The sequence below is a fragment of the Desulfobotulus sapovorans DSM 2055 genome (assembly GCF_059569355.1).
Map to the genome: position 1 here is coordinate 1 of NZ_JCANVJ010000034.1, position 21,072 is coordinate 21,072.

The 21,072-nt window shown below is 42.7% G+C and carries 23 protein-coding genes and 2 pseudogenes; 20 read left to right on the forward strand and 5 right to left on the reverse strand.

Annotated elements, in window-relative coordinates; genetic code table 11:
* Positions 1 to 51 precede the first annotated feature (51 nt).
* Positions 52 to 99, forward strand: a pseudogene (locus BR04_RS15840) (hypothetical protein); the annotation flags it as partial.
* Positions 100 to 150: 51 nt separating this feature from the next.
* Here BR04_RS15840 and BR04_RS15845 read toward each other — a convergent pair.
* A complete protein-coding gene (locus BR04_RS15845) occupies positions 151 to 552 on the reverse strand; it encodes a hypothetical protein (protein WP_496357026.1) in 402 nt (133 codons plus the stop codon).
* Positions 553 to 568: 16 nt separating this feature from the next.
* On the opposite strand from BR04_RS15845, the gene BR04_RS15850 reads away from it, so the two are divergent.
* The 5 genes and pseudogenes from BR04_RS15850 (at position 569) to BR04_RS15870 (ending at position 5,565) form a co-directional block, all read left to right on the forward strand.
* Positions 569 to 2,044 carry a polysaccharide biosynthesis protein gene (locus BR04_RS15850; RefSeq protein WP_496356996.1) on the forward strand — a complete coding sequence of 492 codons (1,476 nt, stop codon included), beginning with the start codon at positions 569 to 571 and terminating at the stop codon, positions 2,042 to 2,044.
* A gap of 47 nt (positions 2,045 to 2,091) precedes the next feature.
* Positions 2,092 to 2,220, forward strand: a pseudogene (locus BR04_RS15855) (hypothetical protein); the annotation flags it as partial.
* A 72-nt stretch (positions 2,221 to 2,292) separates the two neighbouring features.
* Positions 2,293 to 3,369, forward strand: a complete 1,077-nt coding sequence (locus BR04_RS15860; protein WP_496357024.1) for a Coenzyme F420 hydrogenase/dehydrogenase, beta subunit C-terminal domain — start codon at positions 2,293 to 2,295, stop codon at positions 3,367 to 3,369.
* A gap of 65 nt (positions 3,370 to 3,434) precedes the next feature.
* Positions 3,435 to 4,565, forward strand: a complete 1,131-nt coding sequence (locus BR04_RS15865; RefSeq protein WP_496356997.1) for a polysaccharide pyruvyl transferase family protein — start codon at positions 3,435 to 3,437, stop codon at positions 4,563 to 4,565.
* Positions 4,555 to 5,565: a glycosyltransferase family 2 protein gene (locus BR04_RS15870; protein ID WP_496356998.1), complete on the forward strand. Its 1,011-nt coding sequence runs from the start codon at positions 4,555 to 4,557 to the stop codon at positions 5,563 to 5,565. Before BR04_RS15865 ends, BR04_RS15870 begins: the two co-directional genes overlap by 11 nt.
* A gap of 317 nt (positions 5,566 to 5,882) precedes the next feature.
* On the opposite strand, the gene BR04_RS15875 is transcribed toward BR04_RS15870, so the two are convergent.
* Positions 5,883 to 6,011: a hypothetical protein gene (locus BR04_RS15875; RefSeq protein WP_496356999.1), complete on the reverse strand. Its 129-nt coding sequence runs from the start codon at positions 6,009 to 6,011 to the stop codon at positions 5,883 to 5,885.
* A gap of 351 nt (positions 6,012 to 6,362) precedes the next feature.
* Here BR04_RS15875 and BR04_RS15880 point away from each other — a divergent pair, with 351 nt between their 5' ends.
* The 14 genes from BR04_RS15880 (at position 6,363) to BR04_RS15945 (ending at position 18,134) form a co-directional block, all read left to right on the forward strand.
* Positions 6,363 to 7,571: an O-antigen ligase family protein gene (locus BR04_RS15880; RefSeq protein ID WP_496357000.1), complete on the forward strand. Its 1,209-nt coding sequence runs from the start codon at positions 6,363 to 6,365 to the stop codon at positions 7,569 to 7,571.
* A 28-nt stretch (positions 7,572 to 7,599) separates the two neighbouring features.
* Positions 7,600 to 8,388: a glycosyltransferase family 2 protein gene (locus tag BR04_RS15885; RefSeq protein ID WP_496357001.1), complete on the forward strand. Its 789-nt coding sequence runs from the start codon at positions 7,600 to 7,602 to the stop codon at positions 8,386 to 8,388.
* A complete protein-coding gene (rfbA, locus tag BR04_RS15890) occupies positions 8,385 to 9,266 on the forward strand; it encodes a glucose-1-phosphate thymidylyltransferase RfbA (protein ID WP_496357002.1) in 882 nt (293 codons plus the stop codon). Before BR04_RS15885 ends, rfbA begins: the two co-directional genes overlap by 4 nt.
* Positions 9,263 to 9,685 carry a sugar 3,4-ketoisomerase gene (locus BR04_RS15895; protein WP_496357003.1) on the forward strand — a complete coding sequence of 141 codons (423 nt, stop codon included), beginning with the start codon at positions 9,263 to 9,265 and terminating at the stop codon, positions 9,683 to 9,685. The genes rfbA and BR04_RS15895 overlap by 4 nt, the downstream gene beginning before the upstream one ends.
* The gene (locus tag BR04_RS15900) at positions 9,660 to 10,124 is read left to right on the forward strand and encodes an acyltransferase (RefSeq protein ID WP_496357004.1); all 465 of its coding nucleotides are present in this window, start codon (positions 9,660 to 9,662) and stop codon (positions 10,122 to 10,124) included. The genes BR04_RS15895 and BR04_RS15900 overlap by 26 nt, the downstream gene beginning before the upstream one ends.
* Positions 10,125 to 10,174: 50 nt before the next feature.
* Positions 10,175 to 10,399, forward strand: a complete 225-nt coding sequence (locus BR04_RS15905; protein ID WP_496357005.1) for a hypothetical protein — start codon at positions 10,175 to 10,177, stop codon at positions 10,397 to 10,399.
* A gap of 27 nt (positions 10,400 to 10,426) precedes the next feature.
* Entirely contained in the window at positions 10,427 to 10,720 is a 294-nt protein-coding gene (locus BR04_RS15910) for a hypothetical protein (protein ID WP_496357006.1), read from the forward strand.
* Positions 10,710 to 12,233: a DegT/DnrJ/EryC1/StrS family aminotransferase gene (locus tag BR04_RS15915; protein ID WP_496357007.1), complete on the forward strand. Its 1,524-nt coding sequence runs from the start codon at positions 10,710 to 10,712 to the stop codon at positions 12,231 to 12,233. Before BR04_RS15910 ends, BR04_RS15915 begins: the two co-directional genes overlap by 11 nt.
* Before the next feature lie 14 nt (positions 12,234 to 12,247).
* Positions 12,248 to 13,366, forward strand: a complete 1,119-nt coding sequence (locus tag BR04_RS15920; protein ID WP_496357025.1) for a glycosyltransferase family 4 protein — start codon at positions 12,248 to 12,250, stop codon at positions 13,364 to 13,366.
* Complete coding sequence (locus tag BR04_RS15925; protein ID WP_496357008.1) at positions 13,356 to 13,940, forward strand: GNAT family N-acetyltransferase; 585 nt, start codon at positions 13,356 to 13,358, stop codon at positions 13,938 to 13,940. Before BR04_RS15920 ends, BR04_RS15925 begins: the two co-directional genes overlap by 11 nt.
* Positions 13,937 to 15,106: a DegT/DnrJ/EryC1/StrS family aminotransferase gene (locus tag BR04_RS15930; protein ID WP_496357009.1), complete on the forward strand. Its 1,170-nt coding sequence runs from the start codon at positions 13,937 to 13,939 to the stop codon at positions 15,104 to 15,106. Before BR04_RS15925 ends, BR04_RS15930 begins: the two co-directional genes overlap by 4 nt.
* A complete protein-coding gene (locus tag BR04_RS15935; RefSeq protein WP_496357010.1) occupies positions 15,099 to 15,701 on the forward strand; it encodes a sugar transferase in 603 nt (200 codons plus the stop codon). The genes BR04_RS15930 and BR04_RS15935 overlap by 8 nt, the downstream gene beginning before the upstream one ends.
* Before the next feature lie 138 nt (positions 15,702 to 15,839).
* On the forward strand, positions 15,840 to 16,070 hold the full coding sequence (locus tag BR04_RS15940; RefSeq protein ID WP_496357011.1) for a hypothetical protein: 231 nt from the start codon (positions 15,840 to 15,842) through the stop codon (positions 16,068 to 16,070).
* Between the two features lie 21 nt (positions 16,071 to 16,091).
* Entirely contained in the window at positions 16,092 to 18,134 is a 2,043-nt protein-coding gene (locus BR04_RS15945) for a polysaccharide biosynthesis protein (protein WP_496357012.1), read from the forward strand.
* Here BR04_RS15945 and BR04_RS15950 read toward each other — a convergent pair.
* From BR04_RS15950 to BR04_RS15960, 3 genes are all read right to left on the reverse strand, one after another.
* Positions 18,131 to 19,150 (reverse strand): MraY family glycosyltransferase, encoded by a 1,020-nt coding sequence (locus BR04_RS15950; RefSeq protein ID WP_496357013.1) that lies wholly within the window; start codon positions 19,148 to 19,150, stop codon positions 18,131 to 18,133. The two genes, BR04_RS15945 and BR04_RS15950, sit on opposite strands and share 4 nt — an antisense overlap.
* Before the next feature lie 98 nt (positions 19,151 to 19,248).
* Positions 19,249 to 20,145, reverse strand: coding sequence for an NAD-dependent epimerase/dehydratase family protein (locus BR04_RS15955; RefSeq protein WP_496357014.1), 897 nt, complete (start codon positions 20,143 to 20,145; stop codon positions 19,249 to 19,251).
* A gap of 20 nt (positions 20,146 to 20,165) precedes the next feature.
* Entirely contained in the window at positions 20,166 to 21,029 is an 864-nt protein-coding gene (locus BR04_RS15960) for a glycosyltransferase family 2 protein (RefSeq protein WP_496357015.1), read from the reverse strand.
* Positions 21,030 to 21,072: the final 43 nt, after the last annotated feature.

Consider the following 21,072-nt stretch of genomic DNA (forward strand, 5'->3'; position numbering starts at 1 on the left):
AAACAGGCCCTCCAGCGGATCGCGGCCAATAAGTCCGAACTGCTTCTCGTATTGGAGTTTCCAGTCCTCCCTCTTCACAACAATCTCAGCGAGAGGGATATCAGGGAATATGTCAAAAGAAGAAAAATCAGCGGTACGACCCGGAGCGATTTAGGCCGCCAGTGTCGGGATACATTTCTCAGCCTCAAGAAAACCTGCCAGAAACATGGCCTCTCTTTCTGGGATTTCCTCTATGATCGGATCCATGACCTTGGAGCCATCTCCTGTCTGCCACGCCTTGTCGCTGACTCGATCCCCCGCTGAACCTGTTTCTCTGTTTCTATTCACGCTGCCCGGACTTTTGGAGTAGTTACTGCAAAAGAGGCAAAACCCTCGGACAGGGGAGAGCTTGAGATCACCAGCATCAATCAGGAATACCGGAGGCGTAAAAACCTGCATGTGGAGCTTCTGGGCAGGGGCTTTGCCTAAGCGAGATACGGCAATACACAAAAGCGGAGCATTCTGCCATGCTGAATGATCATAAGATACTTTGAACGCTACGAAGCTAATCATAAAAAATACCTTGATCATGTATATCGCTCTGGCAATGAGTATTGTCATAGGTCTTTATTACGCCAGAGTTGTTCTGAATAACCTCGGTGTTGAAGATTTTGGTATCTACTCAGTAATGGGAGGGCTTATCCTCTTGTTTTCAGTGCTGAGCGGAACCATGGCTGGATCTGTTCAACGTTTTTTATCCTATGCTTTGGGGGCAAAAGACGAAATACAGGCAAAGCAGATTTTTACGGCTTCGATAGTTATTCATCTTTGCCTGGCACTTATCATTTTTTGTCTTGGAGAAACTCTGGGGTACTGGTTCTTTGAAAAGTATCTGGTTATTTCAGCGGATCGGTTTGAAGCCGCATCATGGATTTTTCATACGGTCTTGCTCTCTCTTGTTCTGAGTATGTTGTCCGTTCCGGCTCGTGGGATGCTGATTTCCTATGAAAAAATGGGGATCGTTGCATTTATTAATCTCTTAGGTCCTTCTGGGAGACTTTTTGCAGCACTTGCCATCCCTTTTATAGATTTTGACAACCTGAAAACCTTTGCCTTTCTTGTATTGCTGGTCTCTTTTTTAGAAATGGTTCTGGCCTATACAATCGCCTTTTTCTGTTGCCCTACGGCACGCTTTTCACGGTTGAAGAATAAAAAACTGTACGGAGAGCTTACAAGTTTTGCATCATGGGGTTTTTTTGGTGATTTGGCAGCTGTTTCCAAGAGTCAGGGTACAGCGATTGCCATGAATATGTTTCACGGCGTACTTGCAAATGCGGCTCTTGGTGTGGCAAATCAACTGATATCCAAGGTTGAGAATGTATCTGGCATGATTGTTCATGCGGCCAATCCCCAGATCATCAAAAGATATGCTGCGGAAGATCATGCCAGTTCCATCAAGCTTGTGACCCAGTCTTCCAAGATATGTTTTGTCTTGCTGTATGCAGCAGCCCTGCCTTTTTTGCTGGAAACAGAATTTATCCTTAAAGTATGGCTGAAAATTGTGCCGGAATATTCCGCAATCTTCGTGAAGCTGGCTTTGTCAGCGGTTTTGATTGATTCCGTATCAAAGTCTTTGATGACTTTGTCCAGAGCCACAGGAAAAATAAGGTTGTACCAAAGTGTTGTGGGATCTTTACTTTTGTTGAATCTACCTGTTTCCTTTGTACTTCTTATGAAAGGCTTTTCTCCAGAGATTGTGTTCTATGTCTCAATATTTCTGGCCATTATCGCTTTTTTTGCAAGGCTTGGCATTTTAAAAAGGACAGCGCGTTTGAATGTCTGGAAGTTTTTGACGGATGTCATAGTTAAGGTATTGATATTGGTACTGACTTCTTTTGTTCTGCTGTATCTTGGAAGATATGTTATTTCTTCAGATGGTTATCTGAAAGCATACAATATTATCATGGTTCCGGTGCTGGTGTTTCTTTCAGCCTGGTATAGTGTTCTTGTGCCTGCGGAACGCTTATTTGTCAGAAATCTTTTAAAAGAGAAATTGAAGCTGTGAAAGATTTTTCTCTATTGCTCAGTGAAGTGCTTCAAAAGGGGATTTGTGTGGGTTGCGGCATGTGTGCTGGTGTATGCCCAAAGCATTGCCTTGCAATGGATTGGAATATCCTTGGACAGTATGAGCCGCAGTCCAACAGCATTTCAGAATGCATTTCATGTGGTCTGTGCATAAAGGTTTGTCCTTTCTATGGACATGGAAGCAATGAAGATACCATAGGGCAAAAACTGTTTTCCGGCATTCCCCGGATGAAGCATACGGAAGAGACGGGCTGTTATCTGGATACCTTTGTTGGAGCTGCTGATGATGAAACCCGATCCAATGGAGCATCCGGAGGGGCTGTTTCCTGGCTTTTGAAAAAACTTCTTGAGGAAAAAAGAATTGATAAGGTTATTACCGTTGAGCCTTGTGCCAATCCGGAAAAACGGTTTCGCTACTCCATTGTTTCAAGCCTTTCCGATGTGGATCGTTGTGCAAAATCTGCCTATTATCCCGTTGAGATGAGCGGGGTCATCCGTGAAATTATGGCTCAGGATTGCAGGGTTGCCATTGTCGGGCTTCCCTGTTTTATTAAGGCAGTAACCCTCGCAAAGTCTTTTTTTCCAAAACTGCGTAAAAATATTCACTTTACTTTCGGGCTTGTGTGCGGGCAGGGCAAATCCAGAATGTTCACGGAATATCATATTGTAAAGATGGGGGCAGAACCGCAGGATGTGGCTTCTTTTACATACAGAAAAAAGGTTTCGGGTTTTCCCAGCTCAAATTATGCGTTTGAAATGGTAGATGTGTCAGGCAGGCGTATCTGTAAAATGTGGTCCGATGGAATAGGCGATATATGGGGCGGAGATTATTTCAAACAGAAAAGCTGTTTTTTTTGTGATGATATTTTTGCAGAATGTGCGGATGCCGCATTCATGGATGCCTGGCTGCCCGAATTTGTCAGGGATGGACGTGGAACAAGTCTTATCATCAGCAGAAATTCTCTTATTTCTCAGCTTTTTTCAAACTCTGGCACCTATACGGATATCCCCGTTGAAAAGGTTATAGAAAGTCAGTATGGGGTTGTGGAAAATAAGCGGGGTTTTATCCGGTATTGTTCTTCGGATACGGATGTTACGTTGAAAAAAAGGGATTTTTCTCTGCCATTGTCGGGTAAAAAAATCAGACTTTTACAAAAAAAATATAAAAATGCCTGCTTTGTTCATCAGGCTTTGGCACAAGGGGAAGACTGGATCGGGCGTATTGACAGGCGTATGCGGGGAAGTCTTTTTATAAGATTGAAGAAACAGGTAAAAAAACGGCTGAAACAGCTTTTGGGGAAGTGACAGAGAATGAAAAGAATTGGAATACTGAATTTTTTTTAATTCAAATCAGATTTGAAAGAGGTAATATGAAAATAGGAATTTTAACACTCCCAATAACAGAAAACTATGGAGGAATTTTACAGGCGGTGGCATTGTATAGACTTTTGGATGCTCAGGGTCATGATGTGGTTTTGATATATAAAGCTATAATAGACAATGAAATATTATGGAAAAAATTTATAAAAACAATGCTGCTAAAAATTCCTTTTCATAATATCAAAAACATTAAAACAAATCGTCTAAAAATGCGAGAGTGGAAAGAGAGAAAAAAACTTCATAGAGGGTTTATAGAAAATGAGATATTTGCTATCAGTCAAGATTTATATACTAAACAAGATTTAGAAAATTTTGCAAAAGATGAAAACTTTGATGCGGTGATAGTAGGAAGTGACCAAGTTTGGAGAAAAAGGTATATAAATGATATTTTTTACAAAAGTTTTTTTTTAGATTTTGTAGATAGAAGTAAAACAAAAAAAATATCTTATGCTGCCTCTTTTGGGAAAGACCACTGGGAAGGTGAAAATGATAGTGAAGATATAGCAAAACTTCTTCAAGATTTTACTGCTGTCTCAGTGAGGGAAATTTCGGGTGTAGATGTGTGTAAAACTACATTTAATTATAACAAAGCAGTGCATGTACTTGACCCAACTATGCTCATAGGCAAAGAGTTTTATCTAAATGAGATCATCGTAAATTATGATGAGACAGCTACAAACAAAGGTGGACTTTTGACTTATGTGCTTGATGAAGCAGTAGAAAAAAAAGAGATCATCGAGCTTGTGCAAAAGAACAGTGGACTAAAAAGTGTGCATCATCTCAAAGGCTTCAATACTTCGCATACAACCTTTTCGGTGCCACAATGGGTAGTATCATTTGCCAATGCTGATGCAGTAGTAACAGACTCTTTTCATGGTATGGTTTTTTCTATCATCTTTGAAAAAGAGTTTGTTGTCATAGGAAATGAGAGCAGAGGGCTTGATAGGTTTGTATCTTTAGCCACTAAGTTAGGATTAGAAGACAGACTTGTTTTTGATGTGAAAGATTTAGAGGGTAAAGAGTTAGAGAAGATTGATTATCGTAGAGTTAATAATATTTTAGAAGATGAGAAGAAAAAATCTTTGGATTTTTTAATGGGAGCTTTGGGCAATGACAAATAATTTAATATCAATTGTTGTGCCTGCCTATAATGCATCTGATAGAATCGACCGTACTTTAAATTCTTTACTTAATCAAACATATAAAAATTTAGAAATTCTTATCGTGAATGATGCTTCAAAAGATAATACGCTTGAATTAGTTATGAATTTTTTAGCTCAAGATGAGCGTATTAAAATAATCAACCTTGAGAAAAATATAGGTGTGCATGAAGCTAGGATGTGTGGTTTAAGAAAATCAAGAGGTGATTGGATTGGTTTTGTGGATGCTGATGACTATGTACATTCAGATATGTATCGGTCAATCTTAAATAATGCTATAGAAAATCAAGCCGATATTGTTTTATGTAGTGTAAAAAGAGTCAATGATCAAGGCAAACACTTAAAATATGCACCTAAGTTTAAATCAGATTATTTGGTTACTACTGATTTATTAAATAATTTGACTAATGGTAATTTTGGATCTGCCTATTTATGTAATAAATTATATGCTAGAGAAGTTATTGTTTCTGCAGGTGTTGAGAGGTTTCCTTGGCGACAATCTCTCAATGAAGATATGATTGTAAATATAGGCTGTTTTTTAAAAGCAAAAAAAGTTTACTTGAATAAGAATGTTTTTTATTACTATGTTGAAAATGAAACAAGTGCAACAGCTACAAGCGACAAAGTACGATCCTATGTTGAACATCTCAAAGCATTTTCAATCGCTCTATATCTGTACGGTAGAGAGTCAGATGTAGTTCAAAAAATAATAATAAATATGTATAGAAAGCTAATTACACAAGAATATATGCATGTTGAAAACATACAAGGATTGTATCAATATGAAAAAGATATTATTGATGCTACAAAATTAAATGAGAAAGATTATCCACTTGCATGGGCAATGTTGGCTGCTAGGAATTCAGAGTCTAATAGTTTAAATAAAAAAATTATATTTAAAATTGTGCAAAAAGTAATTAAAAAGTTTTTTTTAAAAAGTAGATTTAAATATATTACATAGCTAATGCTGTTGATTTAAGAGACGGGCTTATATGATGAATGATATTTTCGCCTACAGAGGTTCATTAACTCCAAAGGCTTTAAAGATAGTCATTTGAAGATTGGTTAATGAAAAAAAGATTCTGACTCCCTTTATTTGCTGCCAGCACAAACAGCTCCTGCCAATGTTCATGATTGCTTTTCTGAATCGCTTCCAGGAGCCCAATTTTATCTGCTATCTGATGAAGAAGATAAAAAGCTCCATGCTTCCGGACCGTGGATTGACGAATGTCCTCCACAGAAAATGTTGTGGGAGGAGGAACCGTGACGGGAGTACCGTTAGGCCGCCATGCGTTCAAGGTATTCAGGCTTGTAAATCAGGTCGCCTGTCTCGGGATTGATCTTTCCGATGAGGCATCGTTTACTTCTGGATTTTCCCTCACTATTACGATAGGAGTTATGACTCATAAAGATAAGTATTCCTTTCCAACTTTTTGATTCACGATGCAAGTCATATTTCCCCCTTTGTGGTAATATATTATTATAACTACAAAGGGTCAAAAAACCACCTCTTTTAAAATTTTAGAAAATTAATTTTCAGTAAAAAACAAGTGCAATGCTTTATGTTTCAAGTGCTTATGCTAAATATCAGCACATTGTAAAGAGTTGTAGGTATACAAATTAACCGGGAATCGAGGTAAGATGTGCGTAAGGTAAGTTGTTATTCTAATAGGCATGATAATGTTTTAAGTTTAAGTTGGCTCATCAAGGTCAATGTTGTTGATTTGTCAATTCTTTGAAATTGAAATGGATATTTTTATGTTGATTGACCTGAGAGCTATGCTTTTATTTTTTATAATTTTGGGTTTGCTTTCACCCGTAGCATTGCCTCCTATTCCAGTAGCTGGATTCTCTTTCTATTTGGTTACTCCTATAGCTTTTATTGTTTTTATTCTGATCTTTTTTTGTTTTTTAAAGAAACCAGTTTTGCATCTGTCTTCAGTATTGCCTTTTTTTTTGGGACTGATGGTTATAATTTCTGCTGTGGTCTCCTGGGCTCTTGGATTTTCAAGTCCACATAGAGGAGATATTATGGAGTCGATAAAGTACTTTCAGTTTGTTCCATATTTACTGGCTTTACCATTTATTAGAAGCGAAAAGTTTTTAAAGTATATGCAATACTCTTTAATTTCCTCATCTGTATGGGTTCTTTTTGTAGGTTTTGTGCAATATTTTCAACTATCTGGAATTTTAGATTTTATTTTAAACTTATATCTTGGCCCTGATAGTGCGCATATGAATAATGTTCTATCTGGGAAGAGAATTACTGTTACGGGTTCAGATCCGAACATTGGCGCAGTATTAAGTTTTTTTTATGCAAGTTTTTATTTTAGTCTTTTTTTAGAAAGAAAAAAAACGTTATTTGTATTACTTTTTTTATGTTTTGTTTTTCTTGCATTAATGACGCAAAGCCGTACAGCTTTATTGGCGTTTCTTTTTGCGTTTTTTTTATGGTTTGTTCTTTTTTCTAAGGTGAATGTTGTTTTTAAGGTAATATTGTGTGCATTGAGTTTGGCTGGTTTGGTAAAAATAATTTTAATGATGGATCTACAATATCTGATTTTAGGCTATCAGTACACCTTGGCAGGTGAAAATGAAAGTTTTAATGTCCGTTTAGACAATATGAGACTTGCTTATGAACGCTTTTCTTTGTTTCCTTTGTTGGGTCTCGGCCCTGCAAAATCAGAATTTACAACAATTATCGATTCAGAATACGCACTGATAGCTCAACGTTATGGTCTTTTGGGCTTTTTTTTATTTTTTTCCATTCTTTTTTATTTTTTCCTTTTAGCGAAGAAAAATATAGCTAATTGTTGGGGGGTTATTCTTTTTATGTTTACTTGTATGTCTGTCATTGTCATGGTAACAAATAATATTTTTTCAGGTTATCAACTAATGTCTATACTTATTTTGCTGAATATAGCCTGTGTTGCTCTCTCAAGAAGAGAATGTTTTTTTATAAAATAAGTTATTTTATCGAGGATTTTTATAGCGAATGAAACAAAAACTTATCTCGGTGATCATCCCCTGCTACAACCATGCACAATATGTCGAAAGATCCATTCTCAGTGTGCTGAAGCAGAGCCATCGTCCAATTGAACTGATTGTGATTGATGATGGATCTTCCGATGCCTCTGTTTCTGTCCTTGAAAAGATGGCAGAAAAATATGATTTTATATTTATAAGACAAAAAAATCAGGGGGTCTGCAAAACATTGAACCGTGGGATTCAGGAATTTTCTAAAGGAGAGTATATTGCTCTTTTGGCTTCAGATGACTACTGGCACCCCGATAAAATTCAAGAACAGCTCTCCATGTTAAGCCAAAATCCTGATTCAGAGTTTTGTTTTACCCAGGCCTTTGAATTTGAAGATAGTGCTCCAGAGAAACCGTTCCGTATATTTCCTTCAAAACCTCTGATGGGAAAGGTCTTAAACCAGATTTTTCTGCGTCAGCATGTGCCCGCAGGTTCTATGCTTTTTACACGAAAGCTCTATGATCGCCTTGGGGGGTTTGATGAAAATTTATTGGAGGAAGATTGGGATTTTGTAATCCGTTCCGCATCGGAAACCTCTTTTTGTGCTGTATCGAAACCTTTGTTTTTTTATCGCTCCCATGCGGCCAATATTATGAAAATTCGTAGCAGAAGGAGCATCTTTCAGCAAAAAGCTGTCCTTTTGTCAAAAAATTATGGGCTTGTCAGTCCTTTGCGGTGGTTTTTTTCCCTTTTTTCACATTTTGTCTATGACCATTATATTTATAAAATTAAGGGTTTTATAAGATGAATTCAATTAAAGGCATTATCCTTGCAGGAGGCTCCGGTACAAGACTTTACCCCATCACAAGGGGCGTATCCAAACAACTTCTGCCCATTTACGATAAGCCTATGGTTTATTATCCTCTCTCCGTTCTTATGCTGGCGGGTATCCGGGATATTCTTGTGATCACAACTCCTGAAGATCAGTCTTCTTACCAGCGGCTTTTGGGGGATGGTTCGGATTTTGGTATTCGTCTGAGCTATGCTGAGCAGCCTAGCCCGGATGGCTTGGCCCAGGCCTTTATCATTGGTGATGCGTTCATCGGAAAAGACAAGGTCTGTTTGGTGTTGGGAGACAATATTTTTTACGGGCAGGGATTTACCCCCAAACTCAAAGAAGCTGCAGCCAGAGAAACAGGGGCCACAGTTTTCGGATATCAGGTGAAAGATCCGGAACGTTTTGGCGTGGTGGCCTTTGATGAAAGCAGGCGGGCTGTTTCCATAGAAGAAAAACCAGCCACCCCTAAGTCCAATTATGCTGTGACGGGCCTTTATTTTTATGATAATGAGGTCGTTCAGATTGCAAAGGAGGTAAAGCCATCGGACAGGGGAGAGCTTGAGATCACCAGCATCAACCAGGAATATCTGAAGCGTAAAACCCTGCATGTGGAGCTTTTGGGCAGGGGCTTTGCCTGGCTGGATACGGGAACCCACGAAAGTCTTCAGGAAGCAGGTATGTTTGTCCAGACCATAGAAACGCGGCAGGGGTTGAAGGTTGCCTGTCTCGAAGAGATTGCCCTGAACAATGGCTGGCTGAGCCGGGAAGATGTTTTCAAAGCAGGAAACACGCTGAAAAAGTCAGGCTATGGGCAGTATTTGTTGAGACTCTGCAGGGAGAAGACATGACACTTCTGAATTGGATTGATTTTGCTGTGCGGGGTGATGAACGAGGCTCCCTTGTGGCCATTGAAGGGGGAAAGAATATCCCCTTTGAGATAAAACGTGTGTACTATATTTTCGGAACGGGAGATGATGTTGCAAGGGGGTTTCATGCCCATAAGTCCCTGCAGCAGGTGGCAGTATGCGTCAGTGGAAAATGCAGGATGGTTTTGGATAATGGCAGAATCCGTGAGGATGCCTGGTTGGATTCTCCGTCAAAGGGCCTTCTGATTGGAGATATGGTCTGGCGGGAGATGCATGATTTTAGTCCGGATTGTGTGCTGATGGTGTTTGCCAGTGAGTATTATGATGAAGGGGACTATGTTAGGGATTATGATTCTTTTTTAAAAGGAATTTGTAGTGTACAGCATCCATCCTCTTGCTGATGTAAAAACTGATAAAATAGGTTCAGGTACCCGGATATGGCAGTATGCTGTCATTCTCGAGGGGGCTGTTCTGGGAGAAAATTGTAATATCTGTGCTCATACTTTGATAGAAGGTGACGTTATCCTTGGAGACAGGGTGACGGTTAAATCAGGTGTGTATTTATGGGATGGTGCACGTATTGAGTCTGATGTTTTTATTGGCCCCAATGCGACATTTACCAATGATCCCATGCCAAGATCAAAGATCTATCCTGATCATTTTTGGGGTATAACAATCAAAAGAGGTGCAAGTATCGGTGCCAATGCAACCTTGCTTCCCGGAGTGACAGTTGGAGAATATGCAATGGTTGGTGCTGGCGCCGTTGTTACAAAAAATGTGGCACCCTACGCTGTGGTTGCGGGTAATCCTGCCAGAATTTTGAGGTTTTTGAACGAATAGTTATTTGATGCACTTAGATCAAAACATCTCTAAGTAAAAAGGCGGATGCCATGCATGCTATAAAATTCAAGGCCCAGATAAAAAGCGGCAGAATAGATGTGTCTGAAGCCTATCAGCATCTGGAATCCAGAACTATTGAAGTCATTGCCCTGTGTACAGAAGAAAATCCTGCGGTTTCAGACGCAGATCCCCTTTCTCCCACAGATAATGGGTTTATTTCCGATGAAGAACTTTATCTAAACTGGAAAAAATTTGCTTCCGAAGCATTAAGGTAATTCTTTGTAAAAAAAGGAATCAGAAAGATGAAGGTTAAAGTTATAAGACAGGGTTCAAGTTACGTCATTCCGATTTTGGAAAATACGGATCTGGAGCTGGATTCCTTTTATGTGGAGATTGCTCCTTCCCTTGAAGCTATGCTGTTCCGGGCTGACCGAAGTGATACCATCGTTCAGCTTAGGGAGCTGAATGATGCCCTGGGCGGGGATGACTATCTTTCTTTCAAACTGAAATATCTCCCAGAAAACTATAATCATACCACGAGCTGTAGTGATGAAGACATCCTCACCAAAACCCTGATGGAAAAATATGGAAAATAAATTTCTCATAGATGTAAACATCGCACTGGATATTCTGCTGGACAGGCTGGACGTATCTCCAAGAACCTATGAGCTGTTCCAAAGGCTGAAATCCTTTCCAAATGTTTACCTTTCAACCGCTCAGTTGCATACCATAGCCATTATTTTTTTTAAGGTAGGTAAAAAAAGCAGGCCCCTGCATATCCTTCAGGAAGAATGGCAGCTTTTTTTAAAGCTTTTTACCCTGATAAAAACCCCTGCCTATCTGGATACGAATGATCCCTTGTTCCAGAGGGACACCGAGGATTACCTCATTGAGGCATCTGCAAAGGTTGTTGGGGCAAAAATTATTACCCGTGATACGGCTTTCCTCAGATTTTCCGGGCATACGGTTTCCATAGATGATTTTTTATCCCTTCCGGTTCAGGAAGAAAAAAACATCACATTTCTGGATCTGAAAGCCATCAACGAAGCCCATGCTTCAGGCCTTGAAAGGGCCTTTGATGAGGTGCTGCACAGCGGCTGGTACATTCAGGGCCAACAGGTGAAAGCTTTTGAGTCGGAATTTGCCGCATATTGTGGAGCACCCTTCTGCATTGGCGTTGCCAATGGGCTGGATGCCCTGACCCTGACCCTCAGGGCCTGGAAGGAGATGGGCAGGCTCAAGGAAGGGGATAAGATCCTTGTACCGGCCAATACTTACATTGCCAGTGTTCTTGCCATCACGGAAAACCGCCTGATCCCCGTATTGGTGGAGCCGGATTCTGCAACTTTCAATATCAGCCCTTCAGAAATTCTTAAATCTTTGGATTCAAAAACAAAGGCCATTCTGCCTGTGCATCTTTACGGACAAATGGCGGATATGACTGCCATTATGGAAATCGCGAGAAAGCATGATCTACTGGTGCTGGAAGATGCAGCCCAGGCGCATGGTGCTGTTATCGGCGGTAAAAAGGCAGGGAATTGGGGCCATGCGGCGGGTTTCAGTTTCTATCCCGGGAAAAACCTTGGGGCCTTAGGCGATGCCGGAGCCGTTACCACCCATGATGAAGAGCTGGCCCTCACCATTCGTGCTCTTGGTAATTACGGAAGCCATAAAAAATATGAAAACCTTTATCAGGGAGTGAACAGCAGGCTGGATGAAATGCAGGCTGCCCTTTTGAAGGTGAAGCTTCCCCATCTGGATAGGGATATTGAAAAAAGACAGGCTGTGGCGAGGCAGTACATGAAGGGTATAAGCCACCCTGAAATTTTACTTCCTGCCTGGAAGGGAGATGCGTCCCATGTTTTCCATCTTTTTGTGTTGCGTTGTCGAAAACGGGATGTCTTGCAGGCTTACCTTGCTGAAAAGGGTATCCAAACCCTGATCCATTATCCTATTCCGCCCCATAAGCAAAAAAGTTATGGGGCATGGAGTGGGATGGAATTGCCCGTTACGGAGCAGATTCACAGGGAGGTTCTGAGTCTGCCCATGGGGCCGGACATTTCACCTATTATGGTAGAGAGCGTAATTTATTATTTAAATCATTTTTGATGGATAGGAATGTGATGAAGAGAGTATGCCATATAAGTACCGTACATAAATTGAATGATGTAAGAATTTTATATAAACAATGCGCATCTCTGGCAGAGGCTGGTTATGATGTGACTCTCATAGCTTGTGATGTTGATATCGATGCTAATCAGGGGGTTACTTTGATTGGTCTTAAAGATATGAAAAATAGATTATTAAGAATCCTTTTTGGTGGCTATAAAGTTTACCGGATGGCAAAAGCTCAAAAAGCTGATACCTATCATTTTCATGACCCTGAATTTTTACCTTATGGTTTTTTTTTAAAAATGACGACAAAGGCGAAAGTTATTTATGACTCTCATGAGTGCTACCCTGAGTTTTTTTTACATAAAGAATGGATAATTTTTAAGGTTAGAAAATTATTGTCTTATTTTGTAAGATTTGTTGAAGACTATGTAGTGAATCGAATTGACCTTGTTGTCGCGGCTACGCCGCATATAGCAGAAAGATTTGATTTTTATAAAGAAAAAACAGTGACTATCAATAACTACCCACTTAGAAAGGAATTTCTTCTTGATGAAATAAAAATAAGGACCGAAGAAAGGGATGGTTTTTGTTATGTAGGAACAATTAATGAACTAAGAGGAATTATATATTTACTTGATGCTCTAGATTATCTTCCCAAGAAGATTAAATTTTATTTAGCTGGTATTTTTACAGATTCAGTTGTTGAGCAGAAAGTAAAGAATCATAGGAACTGGAACCGGGTCAGTTTTTTTGGACAGGTGGGGCGTTCTGGCGTACTTGGAATTTATCAAAAATCGTTCGCAGGTGTTGTTACTCTCTTACCAGCTCCCAATCATATCTTTTCACAGCCAGTTAAGCTTTATGAATATATGGCATCGGGTCTTCCGGTAGTTTCATCAAATTTTGATTCATGGGAAAAAATAGTTCTGACTGAAAATTGTGGGGTATGTGTTAATCCTACTTCCGCTTATGATATTGCGTCTGCAATTAATTATTTATTTGAAGAGCTGGAAGTTCGTAAAAAAATGGCTGAAAATGGAGTTCGTTTGATTTATGAAAAATATGCTTGGGAAATAGAAGCTACTAGGCTTTTGAAAGCATACGAGGATATACTATATGCAGCTTGATTTTGTATCTGCCAATGCGGATGATGCTTGGGACTTTGCAGATCTTCATAGAAAATGCTATGCATCAGAAACACATTTTATCGCCTGTTTTCCCAGAGATCTTTTGGGGGATTACTATCGTCTTTTTCTTGAAGGGGGTTTTGTTGTCATCAAGGCAAAGGCTTCTATGGGAGATAGGATTAACGGTTTTGTTGTTGCTGGATCAGGATTAGCGGAAAAAATATCTTTTTTTAAAAAAAACAATAAAAAAAGAATTTTGAAAACAGCTGCATTGCACCCCCGTACATTTTTAAAAAAGATAATTGAGATTTTATTTTATCGTTACAGGGGAGCCTCTGCTTTTTTTGAGCCTTGTCCCTTTTTGATATTATCCATAGTCAGTGACCGTACAGAACCTGGAATAGGGGCAGCGCTTCTGAAAAAGACTCAGGAATTGTGCAGGCAGAGTGGGAATGAAAAAATTGGCCTCTATGTTCGTGTCGATAATTTACGAGCCCTGCATTTTTATTTGAAAAATAGTTTTATGATAAAAGGCTACACAACAGGACAGTTCTATATGGAGGCAGAAGTATGAAAGAGATTGTAAGGCCTTTTATTCCTTTTGCACTCCCAGAAATTGGTGATGAAGAAATCGCTGAAGTTGTGGATACTCTTCGCTCTGGTTGGATTACAACAGGGCCGAAGGCAAAAAAATTTGAAAGTGATTTTTCTGATTTTTTGGGTGGTGGAGTTGAAAGTATTGCCGTAAATTCAGCGACATCCGGTCTTCATCTTGCTCTGGAAGCTATCGGTATTGGTCCCGGAGATGAAGTTATTGTCCCAGACTATACTTTTACAGCAACGGCAGAGGTCGTTCGGTATCTGGGAGCTGAGCCTGTTATTGTTGATGTCCTTGAGAGTACTTTCAATATGGATCCGGAAGCTTTCAAGGCAGCGGTGACTCCCCGGACAAAAGCTGTTATACCTGTTCATTTTGCTGGTTTACCTTGTGGCATGGATGTTATTTTATCTGTGGCAAGGCAATTTGGGTTGCGGGTCATAGAAGATGCGGCACATGCTCTTCCTGCCCGTTTTGGAGGGTCTCTGATTGGAAAACTGGATTCAGATGTCACTGTTTTCAGTTTCTATGCCAATAAGACAATGACCACTGCTGAAGGAGGGATGCTTGTAACCTCTGATTCAAAAATTGCAGAGAGATGCAAAATCATGCGTCTTCATGGTATCAGTAAAGATGCCTTTGATCGCTATAGTTCAAAAAAACCAGCCTGGTTCTATGAGGTAGTTGCACCAGGCTTTAAATACAATATGCCAGATATTGCCGCATCCATTGGTATCCATCAATTACGGCGTCTGAATAATTTTCAGAAAAAACGAGAAGCTATGGCCTTGGTTTATAATGAAGCCCTGGCGGATCTTCCTGTCCTTCTTCCTGCCTCTGCATCTATTGGCGATATCCATGCCCGCCATCTGTTTCCCTTAAGAATTCTTCCAGAGGCTGGCATTACAAGGGATGACTTTATTATTAAAATGGCTGAATTCGGAGTGGGGTGTTCTGTACATTTTATTCCTTTGCACATGCATCCGTATTGGCGGGAAAGAGGCGGGCTTAAGCCTGAAATGTTTCCAGTATCTCATCTGTTGCATCAGCAAGAGGTGTCACTTCCTCTTTACACACGTATGACAGCGGATGATCAGGAATATGTAATTGATTGTATAAAGAAGGTTATTTTAAATGGTTAAGAGATGTTTTGATTTTTTTTGTTCTCTTACGGGTATGATGATCTTGCTCCCTTTATTTTTGATCATTGCTTTTTGGATTCGAAAAGATTCTGCTGGGCCAGTCTTTTTTCGTCAGATCCGCATTGGAAAGAATGGTGTTCCTTTCAGGATTCATAAATTCAGGACAATGAGGGTAGGATCAGAAAATAGAGGGCAACTCACGATAGGGCAAGACTCAAGAATAACACGTTCCGGTTTTTTTTTAAGAAAATATAAACTTGATGAGTTACCCCAGCTGATAGATGTTTTTGTCGGCAAAATGAGCTTGGTAGGGCCGCGCCCGGAAGTTCCTGCGTTTGTCGAGTTTTATCCTGAGACTGTGCGTAAAAAAATCTTATCTGTAAAACCAGGCATTACGGATATGGCATCTATACATATGATAGATGAAAACAGGATTCTTGCGGAGTATAAAGAACCACAAAAAGCATATGTCGATGTGATTTTACCTCAAAAACAGAGTTATTATCTAAAATATGTTGATGATCATTCGTTAAAACTAGACATAAAGATAGTTTTTCTTACTATTTTTAAAATATTTAAAAACCGGGACAGTTGATCAGGAAATTTTTTAAGGTCTGGATTATGTGTGAAAGCCATTGGGCCGATAACATTCGGGTTGTGCGGATAGCACAGGAAGGTTTTTGGAAATCTGAAAGTATTTTTTGCAGCAGGTTTTACGCGGGATCGTTTGCTGGTGGAAATTGTCAATTGTGGTGTTCCCTGCTATACAGGTTCATGTTCTGAAGTGTATCTCGAAAAAGCATTTTCAGATGCAGGCCTTCAGCCGCAAAAGCGTTTACCCGTTGCAAGGGAACTTGGAGAAACCAGTCTTATGTTTCTTGTGCATCCTACCCTGACGATGGCCGAAGTGGATAAAACCTGCCATGTGATTCAGGGACTTTTGGAGGCTGCGGCACAAAAATAACCGTTTTTCAGGAAAAGGCATATGCCAGGCAGCTTTTTTAAAGATGAGATTGTCGAATTTTTGATTTCCCTCCCGCGATGGCAGAAAAGACTTCTTATCCTCGTTGCAGATACCTTTCTTGTGGTGTTTTCCCTATGGTTGGCTTTTGGTGTGCGTTTGGGGTTTGAAAATGTACGGTTCCGGGAGCTGAACTTCTTTTTCGTGGTGACCCCCTTATTTTCCATACCGGTTTTTATCAGGATGGGCCTTTATCGTGCCATCATCCGCTATATTGGTGCGGATGCCATGAAAACCGTTTTCCATGCCGTTACCCTCTCTGCTCTTATTCTCGCGCTTATTTTTTTTTGGATGAAAGACCATGGGAGTGTTATCCCAAGATCTGTGGTGATTAATTATTGGCTTTTCGGGATTTTATTCATTGGAGGAGCGCGTTTTCTGGTTCGCAATCTTATCAACCAGAACATGCGCCTGAAAACATTGTTCCTTCGTGCACGGCTTCCGGATAAACCCGATGCCGCTCCTGTGGTTGTGTATGGGGCTGGTGCTGCAGGATTTGAGCTGATGGGAGCCCTGATTCGCAGTAAAGAATTTTTGCCCGTTGCTTTTATGGATGATGATCCGGTTTTACAGGGTCGCGTGATGTCGGGTTATCCCGTCATGCATCCGGATCAGCTGCAAAAGCTCATAGATCGGTATGCCATTCGCTATGTCCTTTTAGCAATGCCATCTGTTTCAAGATCCAGAAAGCAGGAAATCATTTCCCACCTTGAAAACCTGAATGTCCATGTAAAAACGCTGCCCAGTGTGAATGAGCTTGCCGAAGGAAAGGTGGCAATTCAGGATATTCAGGATGTGGATATTATGGATCTTCTGGGGAGGGATCCTGTAGCCCCCCAAAAAGAGCTGCTTTCCCGATGCATCACAGGGAAAAATGTCATGGTGACAGGTGCTGGTGGATCCATAGGCTCTGAGCTTTGTCGTCAGGTTTTGAAGCAGGGGCCTGAGGTTCTGGTGCTTTTTGAACATTCAGAATTTTCCCTGTACGCAATTGAACGGGAACTTTTGCAGATATGCACTAAAGAGGACTTGCCCACAAAAATTATTCCTGTCCTGGGTTCTGTATGTGCCTGGGGACGTATCCTGGCCTCATTGCGGAGTTTCAGGGTGCATACGGTTTACCATGCTGCGGCATATAAGCACGTCCCCCTTGTAGAACAGAACATGGCAGAGGGGATTCGAAACAATCTTTTTGGTACGCTGGTAGCGGCACAGGCATCCCTTGTTGCCGGTGTGGAGCATTTTATTCTGATTTCTACGGATAAAGCAGTACGCCCCACCAATGTCATGGGTGCCAGTAAGCGTATGGCAGAGATGGTGCTTCAGGCTTTGAGTGGATTGCCTGTTCTGGAGAGTCCGCTTCTTATACCATCGGAAGAAGCCATGGGGGCCAAAAATACAACTTGTTTTAGCATGGTACGGTTTGGCAATGTTCTGGGGTCTTCCGGATCCGTCATCCCTCTTTTTCGAAAACAGATCGAAGCTGGAGGGCCGATTACGGTCACCCATCCTGAAATCAATCGTTTTTTTATGACTATTCCAGAGGCTGCAGAGCTGGTCGTTCAGGCAGGGGCCATGGCGGAAGGCGGAGAGGTTTTCCTGTTGGATATGGGAGAGCCTGTTTCCATTATGGGGCTTGCACGCAGGATGGTTCTTCTTTCCGGACGGACTGTCCGGGACAGCGAGAATCCTTCCGGGGATATCGAAATCGTTTTTACGGGTTTGCGGCCTGGGGAAAAGCTATATGAAGAACTTTTGATTGATACGGAGGGTAAGACACGGACATCGCATCCAAAAATATTCCGGGCCAGTGAGGTCAGACCTTCCTGGGAGCAGCTTTCGGATTGGGTGAATCGTATCCATGGTGCAATGTTTTTTTGTTTTCCCCATGGCGCACCGGATACCTGTAACTGTGATGGACTCCGATCCATTTTAATGGAGAGTGTGGATGGATATCATCCCCAGTGTGATGTTGTGGATCTTATCTGGCAAAAAAGGAAGTCTTAGGGCTGCAAATGCTCCGCCCCTGCCTTGAAATGCCATGCCAGAAGAATGAGGGGAATATAGGCGATTCCTAAAGCAAGGATACCTTCCAGTATCTGTGTCCCTGCGAGAATCGCAAGGGGAAACAGCCAGAACAGATTGACTCCTGTAGCTGCAAGGAGTACGGGCCTGTGACCGCCAAAGCGACGCGCGGCATACTGGTAGGCATGACTTCTGTGGGGTCTGTAGATCTTTTTTCTGTAAAACAGGCGGCGCAGCAGGGTCAGGGTGGCATCGACAATAAAAATGCCAAAGAGGATAAGCCAGCTCCAGAAAAGCTGGAAGTCTGTCCAGGCCGCATGAAGGGCCAGTATACCAAGAGTGATGCCCAGAAAACCGCTGCCCGCATCTCCCATGAAGATTTTTGCAGGCGGGTAGTTCCAGAAGAGAAAGCCCAGAACCGAAGCCCCAAGAAAAAGGGGCAGAATGGCATGGGAGGGGTGGCCTGAAAAAAGATACAGAAGGGCTCCGCCTGTGCTGATGAAAAGGGCTTCCATACCAGCAATCCCATCTATCCCATCCATGAAGTTGTAGAGATTCAGCGTCCAGACAAGATAGAGAAGACCAAAAACTGTTCCCGCCCATCCCCACGCCATTGTCCAGCCAAAAAACACAGGAGACGGCATTCCATTCAGCCAGTACAGCACCCAGCTGGCAGCTGCGAAATGGGCTGCAAAACGCAGACGTGCAGCGATATGCCCCCGGTCATCCAGAAATCCAAGAAAAGCGATGCCACCTCCTGCGCCGAGAAGCGCAAGACAGAGATTCCAGGGCACAACCTTTGCCAGGGTAAGCAGGCAGAGCATTCCAAGAAAGCTGAGTACAAATGCAATACCGCCGCCACGGGGGGTGGGGATCAGGTGAGAGCTGCGGTTGTTGGGGATATCGACCATGCTGCGGGAGATGGCGTAGCGTCGCAGTACCTGGGTCAGGATAAAGGACAGCAAAGCCGTCAGGATAAGCAGAATCCAGAAAAGCATGCCTGGGGTTTTCCTTGAAATCAAGCCTCTGTTCAGGCGGTGGGATGGTGTCATGCCCACCTTCTCTCCCACTGCGTCGGTAGGCTAGGTCTTTATCATTATAAGGAATGAATGTCGATAGTCCTGAGCGTAAAAGGTCTTGGCCTGAAATCAAGATCCCGGCTGGCCGCCTCGTGGGAAAAGGTGAGGTTCTGCTTCATGCGTTCCGCCATGGCAGGCGACCAGGAGCGGGAAGATGTAAGAAGTTGTTGCAGACGTGAGGCAAGGTGGAAGGCGGGAAGGGGGAGGGGAAGAATACGGGGAGACCGGCCCATGGCTGTAAACACTCTTCGTATCATTTCCTGGTAGGCAAGGGTTTCGCCACCGGAAAGAATATAGGACATGTTGGCGACTGCGGGACGTTTAATTCCGGCAAGACAGGCCTGTGCCAGATCTTCCACATGAAGGGGCTGGCGCAGACCGGAGGCCTTGCCCAGTACGGGAAAAAACCCCAGTTTTCGGATGACGCGGACAATCTGGCTGATGTTCTGGTCTTTGCCCAGCCCGTAGATCAGGGTGGGCTGGAGGAGGATCCAGGTGATTCTTTTTTCCGAAGCCCATGCCTGAAAGGCCTCTTCTCCGGATATAAGGCGTTTTGCGATGTCCTGCTCTTCTGGATCTGGGGATGCGGTTTTGGTGAAGCGGCTGGTGGAAGAAAGGGCCAGAATGCGCTGTGCACCGCAGGCCTCAAGAAAGGGAAAGTACTGTGGTAAAACCCATATGGGGGCAACGCAGATCCAGTGGGAAATCTGCTGCACCTGGGGGCAGGGTGCTGTGAAGGGAGGCTGCGGGAGGATCTTCCAGGTGATGCCCTTTGGGGTGCCGGATATGGTTTTGCGTGAAAAGGCACTGACCTCACAGCCGGATTGCATAAGAAGGGGGATGAGGGTTTCGCCCACAAAGCTTGTGGCACCGATGAGGCCCACGGTGATGGGGGCCTGTCTGTCCTGTGTCATGGCGGATTCGTTTGTTGAGATCATGGTTTGGCTACCAGTCGTTTCAGGGCCACTAGAGAAAAGCGTGCCCATACCCCAAGAATCACCAGGAGCATAAGGGGCAGGGGCAGATCCTTAGAGAAAAATTTCCTGTAAAAACGGATCATGCCTCTATGCTTGTGCCATTCCACAAAAAGGGGGCGGCTTTTGCTGCATGCGCCCTTGGCGTGGAAAACCGGGGCTGAAGGAACAAAGAGGATTTTCCAGCCCTTTTGTCCCATACGCATACACCAGTCCAGATCCTCACAGTGGAGAAAATAGCCTTCATCCCAAGGGCCGACATCAGCAATGGTTTCCCGCTTCACCAGCATGCACGAACCTGAAATGGCTTCCACCGGGCATGGGGCTGGGGGAAGGGTCTGGGTGTGGAGGTGGAAATCGAAGAAAAGTTCTGGGAATCGTCCGGCCAGACGGTGCAGGCCAAAGGCACGGACAAAGGCCCGCCAGGGTGTGGGGATGGCCCTGCGTCCGCCTTCCTGTTCGCTGCCGTCGGGGTTGAGCAGAAGCCCTCCTGTCATGCCTGCCTGTGGATCGGAGAGCAGTGCGTCCATGAGAGTGCCAATGGCTTTTTCGCTGAGGAGGCAGTCCGGATTGAGGAAGAGAATGAAGTCTCCCTTTGCGTACCCTATGCCCTGATTGCAGGCTGCCGCAAATCCCAGGTTTTTATCGTTCTGAAAGATTCTGACCTGAGGGGCGCAGGAGAACTCCTTCTGGCAGAGGGCAATGCTGTCATCCTGGGAGGCATTGTCAATGACAAGGATCTCCTGGGCCTGGGGCAGGGCGGAGGCAATGCACCGGGCAAGGAGGGGGCCTGCGTTGTAGTTTACAAAAATAATAGAAATCATAAGACTGTTAATCCTGATATATTTTGAAGATGAGAATTTTAAA